Origin of the sequence: Yersinia sp. 2466 StPb PI (assembly GCF_041538325.1) — a bacterium.
GTDB lineage: Bacteria > Pseudomonadota > Gammaproteobacteria > Enterobacterales > Enterobacteriaceae > Yersinia > Yersinia enterocolitica_E.
Genome location: NZ_JAULSL010000001.1, coordinates 718358 through 731610 on the forward strand (window position 1 = coordinate 718358; position 13253 = coordinate 731610).

Below are 13253 nucleotides of genomic sequence, written 5' to 3' on the forward strand. Positions count from 1 at the left end.
AGGGGTCTTGCCAGAAGAGAGGTATTACTGTGCTTTTGAAATCATTGTGGTGCGAAGGGAGGGACTTGAACCCTCACGTCCGTAAGAACACTAACACCTGAAGCTAGCGCGTCTACCAATTCCGCCACCATCGCCCAAATGATTTCTTACTGCTATATCCGTCATACTTCAAACTACATGTGCGTTGGCTGCCTTTGTTCACCCCAGTCACTTACTGGTGTAAGCTCTTGGGAGTTCACTCGTTTGCCGCCTTTCTGCAATTCGAATTATTTTGGGTATATCTTAAAAAAGTAAAGCTTAGGATTTATATCACCAGCTTGGTGCGAAGGGAGGGACTTGAACCCTCACGTCCGTAAGAACACTAACACCTGAAGCTAGCGCGTCTACCAATTCCGCCACCATCGCATGTGCTGTGCAATATAAATCTCCCCTCGTACTTGAAGCCACAGGCTATTAAACCTCAATCACTTACCGGAGTAAGCCTATCTGGGTTTGTTTGCTGCCTGCAATACCAATTACTTTGGGGATATACTACGAATCGCCAAGAAAAGTATGTTTGGTGCGAAGGGAGGGACTTGAACCCTCACGTCCGTAAGAACACTAACACCTGAAGCTAGCGCGTCTACCAATTCCGCCACCATCGCGTACCGGAACATCACTTTTATAAAGCAACTACGGAGGCGAATTCTAGAGATTTTCGCGTTCAGGTCAATACTTATTTCCCCTAAGCGGGACGTTTGCTGTAAAAAGCATCATATGTTGAGCAATTGATTTGATTACAGAAGTATTTTTAGTTTTTAACGCCCGCTTGGTTGTGTTGGTGATAACTGTGGATAATCGGAAAACAGTTCAATCAGCCAGTCAATCAGCACTCTTACTCTAGGGGCAAGAAAACGCCCCGCAGGGAACATAATAAACAGCGGCATGGCCGGTGGTGGACAGTGGGGCAACACCTCAATCAGTTCGCCTTGGGTTAATTGGCTCTGAATACCTGGCGTGGGAGCTTGAATCAATCCTAGGCCTGCGACACCGGCTGCGATATAAGCATCGGCACCATTGACACTCAAGATGCCAGGTAATGTGCGGCTTTCAACTTTCCCCTGATAAACAAATTCTAATGGGTAATCACGGCCATCGATCTGTGAGAAATACCCCACCGCTTGATGGCCGGCCAGGTCGTCGAGGGACTGTGGAACACCATATCTGGCGAGATAAGCTGGTGACGCACAGGTTATCTGTGGTTGCTGACCAATATTACGTGCTGCTAATTGTTCATCATGGGGCAGCCATGCACGCAAAACACAATCGACACCTTCACGCATCAGGTCAATGGTACTGTCATTCGCGCCGAGAATCAGCGTGATATGGGGATAACGCTGATAAAAGTCATTTAGTGCGGGGATAACCACATTGCGGGCTAGCGAATGTGGCATATCAATGCGTACTTTCCCTTCCGGTTGCAGCCGCTGATGGCTGAACAGCGAGTCAGCCTCTTCAAACGCCGACAGTAATTGCAAACAACGCTGGTAATACAGTGTGCCTTCCGCGGTGATATTCACTTGCCGGGTGGTGCGCACCAATAAACGCACGCCTAAGCGCTGCTCTAACCGTTTTAAGGTATGGCTGACCGTTGCACGGGGCAATTGTAGTTTCTCCGCCGCGCGACTGAAGCTACCTAATTCAACAATACGGACAAATATCCGCATAGCTTGTATTTGGTCCATGATTGCACTCGTCCATTGTTGGTGTTTTTTGAACAGTAATGAGCAATCTGCATTATTTATCTTTCCTCGCTAAACAACCACACTTTCTTCCGACATCATTAACGGGGAATATCACAATGCAACAACGTCAATTAGGTTCGAATGGCCCGCTAGTCTCAGCGCTGGGGCTTGGCTGCATGGGGATGAGTGACTTTTACTCCACCAATCAGGACGTGAATGAATCCATTGCGACGTTACATCGCGCGCTGGAGTTGGGGGTGACTTTACTCGATACCGCTGACATGTATGGCCCGTTTACCAATGAGGAGTTGGTTGGACGCGCCATTAAAGGCAAACGTGATCAGGTCTTTCTGGCCACTAAATTTGGTATTGTACGTGATCCGACTGACCCGACAGTGCGGGGCGTCAGTAGCCAGCCTGATTATATTCGTAAGTCTGTTGACGGTAGCCTGAAGCGGTTGGGTGTTGATGTTATTGACCTTTATTACCAGCATCGTGGCGACCCGAGTGTACCGGTTGAAGATGTGATTGGCACTCTGGCTGATTTGGTCACTGCCGGTAAAATACGTTATATCGGTTTGAGTGAAGTCTCAGCGGCAACATTAGAGAAGGCCCATCAGGTGCATCCAATTACCGCAGTACAGAGTGAATACTCACTTTGGACACGAGATGTGGAATCCTCTGTATTGGCGACCTGCGAACGGTTAGGTGTGGGTTTTGTGGCTTATAGCCCTCTGGGGCGCGGTTTTTTGACCGGAGCGTTACGCCGCCCGGAAGATCTGGCTGCTGATGATTTTCGCCGTCATAACCCGCGTTTTCAGGGGGATAATTTTGCCATGAATCTGGTATTAGCCGATGCGGTGGTGGAAATGGCGCGCGCGAAAGGGGTTAAACCCTCTCAACTGGCGCTGGCCTGGGTATTGGCGCAGGGGAAATATATTGTCCCAATCCCTGGGACCAAACGGCGTGCTTATCTGGAAGAGAATCTGGCGGCACTCGATCTGGCACTCAGCCCGCAAGAGCTGGCAGCACTGGATGCAGTATTCCCGTTCCATGCCGCAGCGGGTGAACGCTACGGCGCGGAAGGGATGGCCCATCTTAACGCCTAGTTTTAACGTTTTTTCTTGGAGTCTCGTGGCGCACGCCCGACAGTTGCCTGATACACCTTAAAACGGCCATTCTGGGCCAGCACTTCATGGCTGCCAAATGCCGCATCCAGCAGTGCAGGGTAAGGCAGGAAGGAGTTCGCCACTATCCGCAATTTACCACCGACATGCAGGTGAGCTGTTGCGCCGCGGATCAACAATTCCGCCGCAGTCAGGCTGGTTTGAATACCATCATGGAACGGTGGATTCGAAATAATCATCTCGAAGCGGCCTTTAATGTCGGAATAGACATTGCTGGCAATCACCTGCGCGTCGATGTTATTCGCCGCTAATGTTGCTCGGCTGGCTTCAATAGCGGCCGCAGAGACATCACTCAGGGTCCATTTGATTTTAGGTGATTGCTGCGCCAATACAGAGGCCAGCACACCTGCACCACAGCCGACATCCAGCACATTTCCTTTAAATGGCTCACTGAACGTAGACAGTAACAGATGGCTGCCGGAGTCCAGCGAGTCACGGCTGAATACGCCAGGCAATGTTTTAACTGTCACATCGCCCACTTGGTAACTTTCCCACCAGGCATCGGCATCAAATTCCGGCTGTTTATCCAACCGGCCATGGTACAGACCGCAACGGCGGGCGCTGTCGATTTTAGTCAACTGCGCAAATTCAGATAACATTTCTTCTGCACTGCGCACGCCACTACGGTTCTCACCCACCACAAAAATATCGGTGCCGACAGGCAATAACGAAAGGAGATTAGCCAATTGGAACTGGGCTTCCTGTTTGCTTTTCGGCCAGTAATAAACCAGCGTATCGCAGTTAGCCACTATGTCGGCAGTGGCCAAAAGACCGAATTGCACATTCTCTTCCAGCGTATTGCTCAGTAATTGCCAGTGGTGATATTGATTGGTATGAACCCGTACCCCGGCTGCATCAAACTGCGCTGGCAGCGCATCTTGTAAATCACCGGCAAACAACACATGGCGGGCTATAAATTCATCACTATGGCGCAGTATCACTTCACTGGCTGGGGTTAATGCTGACATCAGTCTTTGGCTCCTTAATAATATGATCGGGGATTATAGAGGTTTGTTGGCGCATGTTCGATGGGTTTGCTAGCATAGCGTCGAAATACGGGTCGCTCTGACAGGAAATGGCATGGCATCAAGACGAGACTTGCTGTTACAACAGCTAGGCATTACGCAGTGGACATTGCGCCGCCCGGCCGTCTTGCAGGGTGAAATCGCAGTTCGTTTACCCGAAGATACCCGACTGCTGATTGTGGCACACCTGCTTCCTGAATATGATGATCCCCTGTTGTGTGATGTGTTGCACAGCTTGGGTCTCACGCCGCGTCAGGCTTATGCACTGACGCCGGACAGGGTTGCAATGTTGCCGGAAGATACGCAGTGCAACAGTTGGCGATTGGGCATCAGTGAACCGCTTGCGGTCGCTGGCGCGCAGTTACACAGCCCGGCATTGGCCGGACTTTATCAAGACGCGAGCGCTAAGCGCGCACTTTGGCAGCAGATTTGTCACCATGAAGCAGATTTCTATCCTGACGCCAGCCGATCTGGCCACAGCGTACAAAATTGAGCAAGCCAGCCACGCTTTCCCGTGGACGGAAAAAACCCTGGTCAGTAACCAAGGGGAGCGCTATCTCAATTTTAAGTTGAGTGTCAGTCAACAAATGGTCGGTTTCGCCATTACCCAAATGGTGTTGGATGAAGCGACGCTGTTTAATATCGCCATCGATCCGCACTATCAGCGACAGGGGTATGGCCGTTTACTGCTTGAACATCTGATTGAGCAGTTGGCAACACGTGATATCGTCACTCTCTGGCTTGAGGTGCGGGCTTCAAACGCACGGGCTATCGCCCTCTATGAGAGCTTAGGCTTTAACGAGGTTTCTGTGCGGCGCAACTATTACCCAAGTGCCGATGGGCGTGAAGATGCCATTATGATGGCGCTGCCGATGGGATAGCCCCGTTTTGCCGATTGTCAGTCGTGAATAATGACTGTTTGTCTTGAATAACGACTGTTTGTCTTGAATAAATTGTCTATCTCGCATAAATCAGAGAAAATACCGCGCTATAGCCACTTATACCCGACGTGATAGGAGTTGCCGCTAAGCCTGCTGCAATTTCCAATAAGCAGGGTATAGCGCCACAATCAATGCCTCGCTTTGCCTGACCCGCATATCAATAGGATATGAGGCCCAGAGCAGGGCGGCTTAAAAGTAGAAATCTCAAATTATGTCTCCAAGTGAATACGCACTGGAAGTCGCGAAAAGACGTACTTTCGCGATCATTTCCCACCCCGATGCCGGTAAAACCACCATTACCGAAAAAGTGTTGTTGTTCGGACACGCAATTCAGACCGCCGGTACGGTAAAAGGCCGTGGCTCAAGCCATCATGCCAAATCAGACTGGATGGAAATGGAAAAGCAACGCGGGATCTCCATCACCACCTCGGTGATGCAATTTCCGTATGGCGGTTGTCTGGTTAACTTACTCGATACCCCGGGGCATGAAGACTTCTCCGAGGACACTTACCGTACTCTGACCGCCGTGGACTGCTGTCTGATGGTGATTGACGCGGCAAAAGGGGTTGAAGATCGAACCCGTAAGCTGATGGAAGTAACCCGTCTGCGTGATACACCAATCCTCACTTTTATGAACAAATTGGACCGCGATATTCGTGATCCGATGGAAGTGCTGGATGAAGTGGAACGTGAGCTGAAAATTGCTTGTTCACCAATCACCTGGCCGATTGGTTGCGGTAAGTTGTTTAAAGGGGTTTACCACCTTTATAAAGATGAAACGTATCTCTATCAGACGGGTAAAGGCCACACCATTCAGGAAGTGCGCATCGTCAAAGGGCTGAATAACCCAGACTTGGATGCAGCGGTAGGTGAGGACTTGGCTAAACAGTTCCGTCAGGAACTGGAGCTGGTACAGGGGGCTTCTCATGAATTCGAGCATGATGCTTTCTTGTCTGGTGACTTAACGCCGGTGTTCTTCGGTACCGCTTTGGGTAACTTCGGCGTCGATCATATGTTGGATGGCTTGGTTGAATGGGCTCCGGCCCCGATGCCACGTAAAACCGATACCCGTGAAGTGGTTGCTGCTGAACCCAAATTTACCGGTTTTGTTTTCAAAATTCAGGCAAATATGGATCCGAAACACCGTGACCGTGTTGCCTTTATGCGGGTGGTTTCTGGCCGTTTTGAGAAAGGGATGAAACTGCGTCAGGTGCGAACCAAGAAAGACGTAGTAATTTCAGACGCACTGACCTTTATGGCTGGTGACCGTTCTCATGTAGAAGAAGCTTTTGCTGGCGATATCATTGGCTTGCATAACCACGGTACCATTCAAATTGGCGATACCTTCACCCAGGGTGAAGATATGAAGTTCACCGGCATACCGAACTTTGCCCCTGAATTGTTCCGCCGCATTCGCCTGCGTGATCCATTGAAACAGAAGCAGTTGCTAAAAGGTCTGGTTCAGTTGTCAGAAGAGGGTGCGGTGCAAGTGTTCCGCCCGTTGACCAACAACGATTTGATTGTTGGCGCAGTCGGTGTTCTACAGTTTGAAGTGGTCTCTTCACGACTGAAAAGTGAATACAACGTGGAAGCGGTGTATGAATCAGTTAACGTCTCTACTGCCCGTTGGGTTGAATGTGATGACGTGAAGAAGTTCGAAGAGTTTAAACGTAAGAATGAGGTTAATCTGGCATTAGATGGTGGTGATAACTTGAGCTATATCGCCCCAACGATGGTAAATCTTAATATTACGCAAGAACGTTACCCGGAAGTGAATTTCCGTAAAACTCGCGAACATTAATCACCCGCCAAGCCGCACTCTATCGGGGTACAGGGTACCCCGATTCATTAATTGTCTTCACTATTTCCTCCTTAGGATAACTCCTACTTAATCATAAAAATCCGGCTTTAGGGCGATTCCGACTGTATTTATTCTGAGATGCTCTATCTTTATAGGTACACGCAGGATTGACGTGCATCAATTTTAGGTCAAATAACCTGTAGTAATCGTAAAGTATTCATCAACTGGTCACCTCTCTGGGTGGCGTAAAATCCGTAAGTTTGGGTGTTATAACAAGTTAAGTTTCATAACCCTTTACGGTTTATAACGACAAAGGAAGAAATCGATGACAAATACAAAATTTGCCCGTTCAATGATGGCTATTGTCTTAGGTACTGCACTTATGAGTGGTAGCGTGTTCGCTGAAGACACCATGCTCAATAAGACAAACAACGTAGTAGACAGCACCGGCGCGAAACTCGATAGCTCCATGAAGAAAGTCGATAACTACATGGGTGACAGCGCTGCAACAGCTAAAGTGAAAAGCGCTCTGTTGGAAGAGAAATCTCTTAAAAGCACTGATATCTCTGTTGAAACCAACCATGGTGTGGTCACTCTGACTGGTTTTGTGACTTCTCAGGCTGAAGCTGAAACTGCCGTTGAAATTGCCGGAAACGTTGAAGGCGTTAAATCTGTCAGCGATAAGCTGCATGTGAAAGACCAGAAATCACAATCAGTCAGTGAATATGCTGGCGATGCTGCAACAACCAGTTCAATCAAAGCCAAATTGCTGGCTGATGACATCGTACCCTCACGTAAAGTGAAAGTAGAAACCACCGAAGGTGTGGTGCAGTTATCAGGTAGTGTTGAGAATAAAGCTCAGTCCGAACGTGCTGAAAGTATTGCTAAAGCCGTTGATGGCGTGAAAAGCGTTAAAAATGATCTGAGTATCAAACCTTAATTATTATCGGCTGATGGGTATTTCGTGGGGAAATAAAATAATCCACGGGATACCCGTTAATAAGTTTGTCAGCCAAATAACTCATCCACAAATCCAAATAATACGACTTCTGTCAAATACGCTACTGTTAAAGAGTGATTTTTGAACGCGAGTTTACATACCCTAAATAATTCGAGTTGTAGGAAGGCGGCAAGCGAGTGAGTACCGATGAGCTTACATTGGTAAGTGATTCGGGTGATTGAGTGCAGCTAACACTCCTGCGGCTTGAAGTATGACGGGTAGAAAGCCATTTTTTAAAACGGGAAGGAGAGGCTTATGTTTCGCTGGGGCATTATATTTTTGATTATTGCTTTAATCGCTGCGGCATTAGGTTTTGGTGGGCTAGCTGGTACGGCAGCCTGGGCCGCAAAAGTCGTCTTCGTAGTGGGTATTGTCCTATTCCTCATCAGTCTGTTTACAGGCCGTAAGCGCCTTTAGTCAGGCGAGAGGGTTACAGCAAAGGGTAAGACGGGGTATCCTCGGCACCTGTTGTAACGAATTAAGGATAGATGGTGGGATACAGAATACCTATCACGCTCGGTAATATTGAGCCACTCGCCTATAAACCATACCAACCCGGAAAAATGGCGTTGGTTTGTGAGGGAGGCGGGCAGCGGGGAATTTTTACAGCCGGTGTGCTGGATGAATTTCAACGCGCCCGCTTTAACCCTTTTGATCTGATGATTGGCACCTCTGCCGGTGCACAAAATCTATCTGCCTTTATCTGCGGTCAACCCGGTTACGCTCGCCGCGTCATAACCCGCTACACCACCACCGCTAATTTCTTTAACCCATTACGTTTTGTGCGTGGTGGCCACTTAATTGATCTCGACTGGTTGGTGGATATCACATCCCAGCAGTTGCCTCTGGCCATGGATCATGCTGAAGAGCATTTACGCAATGGCCGTGAATTCTTAATGTGTGCCTGCCGTAGTGATGATTTTGAACCCACCTATATTTCCCCCACTCGAGAAAGCTGGCTGCCGACCATTAAAGCGTCCAGTGCTATCCCTGGTTTATACCGTCAGGGGGTAGATTTGGGGGGGATCAGTTATCAGGATGGTGGCATCAGTGATGCCATCCCAGTGGAGGAAGCCTACCGCCGTGGCGCTGATACTATTGTGGTGATTCGGACTGTACCGTCGCAGGCCTATTACACGCCGCAATGGATGAAGCGGATGGAACATTGGCTGAGTGAAAGCAGTTTGCAACAACTGGTGCGGATTATGCAGCAACATGAGCAGAGCTATCACCGTATTCAGCAATTTATTGAAAAGCCGCCCGGTGACCTGCGTATTTTCGAAATTTTTCCGCCTAAGCCACTTGCCAGTAATGCACTGGGGAGCCGGGTCGCGGCACTAAATCGTGATTATCATTTAGGCCGCCGTTGTGGTCGCTATTTTTTGGCTACCGTCGGGCACTGGCTATTACCGCAAGATCAACGGGATCAGGCTGGAATCAATGGGGAGAAAACCTCGATTTCACTTTCACGTCGTATCATTCAGCCACAAGATATTAATCAACCAGATGATATGGCAGAGCTAATTGATACTGATGACTCTTCATTTGATATTACTCAAACGCCGGATATCATTACACCAGCGGATTCAGTGACCGCCACTCACTATGGCCTACCGGCTCAGATGAGTGTGAGTGACAATGGGTTGATTATTCCGACGAATACCAATAGAAAGCCCTTGCCAGTAGAGATAATTTTGCCTGCCAGTGTGGCAAAAAACAAAGGTGATACCGTCTAATGGTAGAAGTGAGTGAGCAGATAGTGAATCTTAGCGATAAAGCTTATTTTATCGATACCCACTGTCACTTTGATTTCCCTCCATTCAGTGGTGCTGAAGCGGCCAGTTTAGTCACTGCGGCTCAGGCGAATGTCAGGCAATTGATTGTTCCTGCGGTGGGTGCTGCTTATTTTCCCCGTATTTTAGCCTTGGCTGCGAACTATCCGCCCCTTTTTGCCGCACTCGGCATGCATCCACTTTATATCGCTCAACATCAAGAGGCCGATTTGGCGACACTGGTATCCTATCTGGCGAACAAAACTCACAAGCTGGTGGCCGTGGGGGAAATTGGCCTGGATCTTTATATGGATGAGCCGCAGTTACCACGCCAGTTGGCGCTATTGCAGGCCCAACTTAAGCTGGCTAAACAGCATGATCTCCCCGTTATTCTGCATTCTCGCCGTTCCCATGACCAATTAGCCTCGGTGCTGCGTAAAACGGCGTTGCCGCGCACCGGTGTTGTACATGGTTTCGCCGGTAGCCTGGCGCAGGCGCAGGCATTTATTCGCTTGGGTTATTATATTGGTGTGGGTGGGACCATTACTTATGTGCGGGCACAGAAAACCCGGAGTGTCATGGCCGCATTGCCTCTTTCCGCATTACTGCTGGAAACCGACGCGCCAGATATGCCGTTAGCCGGTTTTCAGGGGCAGCCAAACCGGCCCGAGCGGGCTGCTGATGTGTTCAGCGTGTTGTGTCAGCTACGCTCTGAAGCGCCACAACAGATTGCCAGCCAGTTGTTAGCGAATAGTCAACGTTTGTTCCGATTACCGCCCGCCGATAGCTGCCCACTTTAAATCACCACCGGGAATATACAAACCATACTAATAATTTGTGTGATCTCTTTATTTTCGCTTTTTAATGTGACTATCGTCACACTTACGTTGATTCGGTTGCTTTTAGTTGTGTTTATTTGTGACAGAGATTATTTGATAGCGCCTTCATGTCGGTATAATCCCCCGAAAATTATTTCAATTTAATTAATGATTTCACTATTAGGGATAGCGACATGCTAATGAGTCTGGTTGGAATGGCAGTACTGATATTAATAGCCGTACTTCTTTCAAGTAATTATAGGGCGATTAATATCCGCACTGTTGTTGGTGCATTTATTATCCAGATCGCTATTGGTGCGCTGGTATTATATGTGCCCATCGGGCGCCGCATTCTGGGCGGTATGTCAGAAGGAGTCGCTAACGTTATCGCCTACGGTAATGAGGGGATTTCATTTATTTTTGGCGGTTTGGTTTCTGACAAAATGTTTGAAGTTTTTGGTGGTGGCGGCTTTGTATTCGCCCTGCGAGTATTACCAGTAATTGTATTCTTCTCATCATTGATTGCCGTTCTGTATTACCTTGGCATCATGCAAATCGTTATTAAGGTATTGGGCGGTGGTTTGCAAAAGTTGCTGGGCACTTCACGTACTGAATCCCTTTCTGCCACAGCTAATATCTTTGTTGGCCAAACTGAAGCGCCGTTAGTGGTGCGCCCTTATATTGCCACCATGACCCAATCTGAACTGTTTGCGGTAATGTGCGGCGGTTTAGCTTCCGTTGCCGGTTCAGTATTGGCCGGTTATGCGCAAATGGGGGTACCATTGGAATATCTGATTGCTGCTTCCTTTATGGCAGCGCCGGGTGGGTTACTGTTTGCTAAACTGATGGTGCCGGAAACTGAAAAAACGCACGATAACGTTGATGCTACAACCTTGATTGCTGAAGATGAACGACCGGCTAACGTTATTGATGCAGCGGCATCTGGCGCGGCTTCCGGCATGCAACTGGCATTGAATGTAGGGGCAATGCTGCTGGCCTTTATCGCCTTGATTGCTCTGCTCAATGGTATTCTGGGTGGGATTGGTGGCTGGTTTGATTATCCACAACTTTCGCTAGAGTTGATTCTGGGTTGGGTATTCTCGCCGATTGCTTACTTGATAGGCATCCCATGGAGTGAAGCGATGGTGGCTGGTTCATTTATCGGCCAGAAGATTATCGTTAACGAATTCGTAGCATTTATGAATTTCGGTCAGTATCTCCAGGCAGAAGAGTTAGTCAAAGCCGCGGGTTTACAGGTTCTTTCCGAGCACACTAAGGCTATTATTTCCTTCGCGCTGTGTGGTTTTGCCAACTTGTCATCTGTTGCCATCTTATTGGGTGGCTTGGGTAGCATGGCCCCAAACCGCCGTCACGATATCGCGCGTTTCGGCCTGAAAGCGGTAGCAGCAGGCACATTGTCGAATCTGATGAGTGCGACGATCGCCGGTTTCTTCCTGGCATTATAATTAGGCTAGCTTGACTTGCCATTTTGGGATTGGGCAGTGCTCGGGACTTGTCACCTACTTCGTGTACGCTCCAGTCCCTGCGCGCTGTCCGCACCCAAACTGTCTGCGCCGCTGACGCTTAATTTTTTATGGTTCAGGCCTACAATACTGCGTATTCCTGCCCATAGGCTATTCTTGAAGCGAGTGAGCGTATCGTGGTCAGAAAGCTATAAATTAGGTTATTTTGTGACTCTAATCACATATAATTCCGTCTCGTTACAAGTTACTATTGATTAGTGTGAATTTGAACACACCTAAGCTGCCGATAACGTGTTCAAATAGTGTTATTGGCTTTCGGAATGAAAGCCTAAAGTGTGTATGGAGTCTCATTGCATCAGTGATGTAAGCAATGACCAAGTAGTTAGTGCGGTGAGATGGATCTCAATTGCCACCCATAGGGGCTATCTTCAAGGAACCAAGTCCGCTCGCCAACGTATTGAGCTTAGAACCTTCTCATTAGGGCTATGTTATTTGCCTGACTGCAACAATTACGCCTACTGAGAGGGACTTTTAATCACCAAAGATGCCGGTACGGTCTCTTTGTCCGCTCATAAATAGATGCTCAGTTCTGGCAAGGTGCTGGGGCTGAAATAGTGTTGGAGAGTTTTATGACCGATTTAACCGCCTGCGCGAATCTTAACGATTATGCCAAACGCGCACTGAGTTTGATGGATTTAACTACCCTGAATGACGACGATACCGATGATAAGGTTATCGCGCTGTGTCATCAGGCAAAAAGCCCTGCCGGTAACACGGCGGCAATCTGTATTTATCCCCGCTTTATTCCTATTGCGCGTAAAACGTTGCGCGAGCAGGGTACCCCTGAAATCCGTATTGCGACAGTGACCAACTTCCCACATGGCAATGATGATATTGCTATTGCACTGGCCGAAACCCGTGCCGCCATTGCCTATGGTGCTGATGAAGTGGATGTGGTTTTCCCTTACCGCGCCTTAATGGCGGGTAATGATAAGGTCGGCTTCGAATTAGTAAAAGAGTGCAAAGAAGCCTGCGCTGCCGCGAATGTATTACTGAAAGTAATCATAGAGACCGGTGAGTTAAAGCAAGAGCACTTGATCCGTCAAGCCTCTGAAATTGCTATTAAAGCTGGCGCGGACTTCATCAAAACCTCCACCGGTAAAGTGCCGGTCAATGCCACATTGGAAAGTGCGGGTATTATGATGAGCACTATCCGTGATTTAGGTGTGGGTAAAACCGTCGGCTTTAAGCCAGCGGGCGGAGTACGTACTGCCGAAGATGCCGCGCAATTCCTGCAACTGGCCGATCAATTGATGGGTGAGGGTTGGGCCGACGCCCGCCACTTCCGCTTTGGCGCATCCAGTCTGTTAGCCAGCTTATTAACCACGCTGGGCCATCAGAGTGATAGCAAAAGTAGCGGTTACTAATCATTATCGCAATCATTGAGTTTAGCCGATGCGCTGCGGGCGACTAGCCTGCCGTGCGGCTTTTATCCTTATTT

12 protein-coding genes and 3 tRNA genes are annotated in these 13253 nt (G+C 48.6%); 10 read left to right on the plus strand and 5 right to left on the minus strand.

What is annotated here, in order from left to right; translation table 11 throughout:
* Positions 1-47 precede the first annotated feature (47 nt).
* From Q2T72_RS03265 to Q2T72_RS03280, 4 genes are all read right to left on the minus strand, one after another.
* Positions 48-134, minus strand: a tRNA-Leu gene (locus tag Q2T72_RS03265).
* A 184-nt stretch (positions 135-318) separates the two neighbouring features.
* Positions 319-405 (minus strand) — tRNA-Leu (locus tag Q2T72_RS03270).
* A gap of 152 nt (positions 406-557) precedes the next feature.
* Positions 558-644 (minus strand) — tRNA-Leu (locus Q2T72_RS03275).
* 153 nt (positions 645-797) lie between these two features.
* Positions 798-1724: a LysR family transcriptional regulator gene (locus Q2T72_RS03280; protein WP_372568641.1), complete on the minus strand. Its 927-nt coding sequence runs from the start codon at positions 1722-1724 to the stop codon at positions 798-800.
* 116 nt (positions 1725-1840) lie between these two features.
* Here Q2T72_RS03280 and Q2T72_RS03285 point away from each other — a divergent pair, with 116 nt between their 5' ends.
* A complete protein-coding gene (locus Q2T72_RS03285; protein WP_083160704.1) occupies positions 1841-2833 on the plus strand; it encodes an aldo/keto reductase in 993 nt (330 codons plus the stop codon).
* A gap of 2 nt (positions 2834-2835) precedes the next feature.
* Here the strand turns inward: Q2T72_RS03285 and rsmC are convergent, their stop codons facing one another.
* The gene (rsmC, locus tag Q2T72_RS03290) at positions 2836-3879 is read right to left on the minus strand and encodes a 16S rRNA (guanine(1207)-N(2))-methyltransferase RsmC (protein WP_372568642.1); all 1044 of its coding nucleotides are present in this window, start codon (positions 3877-3879) and stop codon (positions 2836-2838) included.
* A 112-nt stretch (positions 3880-3991) separates the two neighbouring features.
* Between rsmC and Q2T72_RS03295 the strand changes: the two genes are divergently transcribed.
* From Q2T72_RS03295 to deoC, 9 genes are all read left to right on the plus strand, one after another.
* Positions 3992-4429 carry a DNA polymerase III subunit psi gene (locus Q2T72_RS03295; protein WP_083160700.1) on the plus strand — a complete coding sequence of 146 codons (438 nt, stop codon included), beginning with the start codon at positions 3992-3994 and terminating at the stop codon, positions 4427-4429.
* On the plus strand, positions 4374-4817 hold the full coding sequence (gene rimI / locus Q2T72_RS03300; RefSeq protein ID WP_083160698.1) for a ribosomal protein S18-alanine N-acetyltransferase: 444 nt from the start codon (positions 4374-4376) through the stop codon (positions 4815-4817). The genes Q2T72_RS03295 and rimI overlap by 56 nt, the downstream gene beginning before the upstream one ends.
* A 271-nt stretch (positions 4818-5088) precedes the next feature.
* Complete coding sequence (gene prfC / locus Q2T72_RS03305) at positions 5089-6678, plus strand: peptide chain release factor 3 (protein ID WP_005191790.1); 1590 nt, start codon at positions 5089-5091, stop codon at positions 6676-6678.
* Between the two features lie 325 nt (positions 6679-7003).
* Complete coding sequence (gene osmY, locus Q2T72_RS03310) at positions 7004-7618, plus strand: molecular chaperone OsmY (protein ID WP_083160696.1); 615 nt, start codon at positions 7004-7006, stop codon at positions 7616-7618.
* Between the two features lie 315 nt (positions 7619-7933).
* The gene (locus Q2T72_RS03315) at positions 7934-8095 is read left to right on the plus strand and encodes a DUF1328 domain-containing protein (RefSeq protein ID WP_004876076.1); all 162 of its coding nucleotides are present in this window, start codon (positions 7934-7936) and stop codon (positions 8093-8095) included.
* A gap of 71 nt (positions 8096-8166) precedes the next feature.
* On the plus strand, positions 8167-9414 hold the full coding sequence (locus Q2T72_RS03320; RefSeq protein ID WP_083160694.1) for a patatin family protein: 1248 nt from the start codon (positions 8167-8169) through the stop codon (positions 9412-9414).
* Entirely contained in the window at positions 9414-10250 is an 837-nt protein-coding gene (locus Q2T72_RS03325) for a TatD family hydrolase (RefSeq protein WP_372568643.1), read from the plus strand. Before Q2T72_RS03320 ends, Q2T72_RS03325 begins: the two co-directional genes overlap by 1 nt.
* Before the next feature lie 212 nt (positions 10251-10462).
* The gene (locus Q2T72_RS03330) at positions 10463-11734 is read left to right on the plus strand and encodes a NupC/NupG family nucleoside CNT transporter (RefSeq protein WP_372557945.1); all 1272 of its coding nucleotides are present in this window, start codon (positions 10463-10465) and stop codon (positions 11732-11734) included.
* Positions 11735-12381: 647 nt separating this feature from the next.
* On the plus strand, positions 12382-13179 hold the full coding sequence (gene deoC / locus Q2T72_RS03335) for a deoxyribose-phosphate aldolase (protein ID WP_050072495.1): 798 nt from the start codon (positions 12382-12384) through the stop codon (positions 13177-13179).
* Positions 13180-13253: the final 74 nt, after the last annotated feature.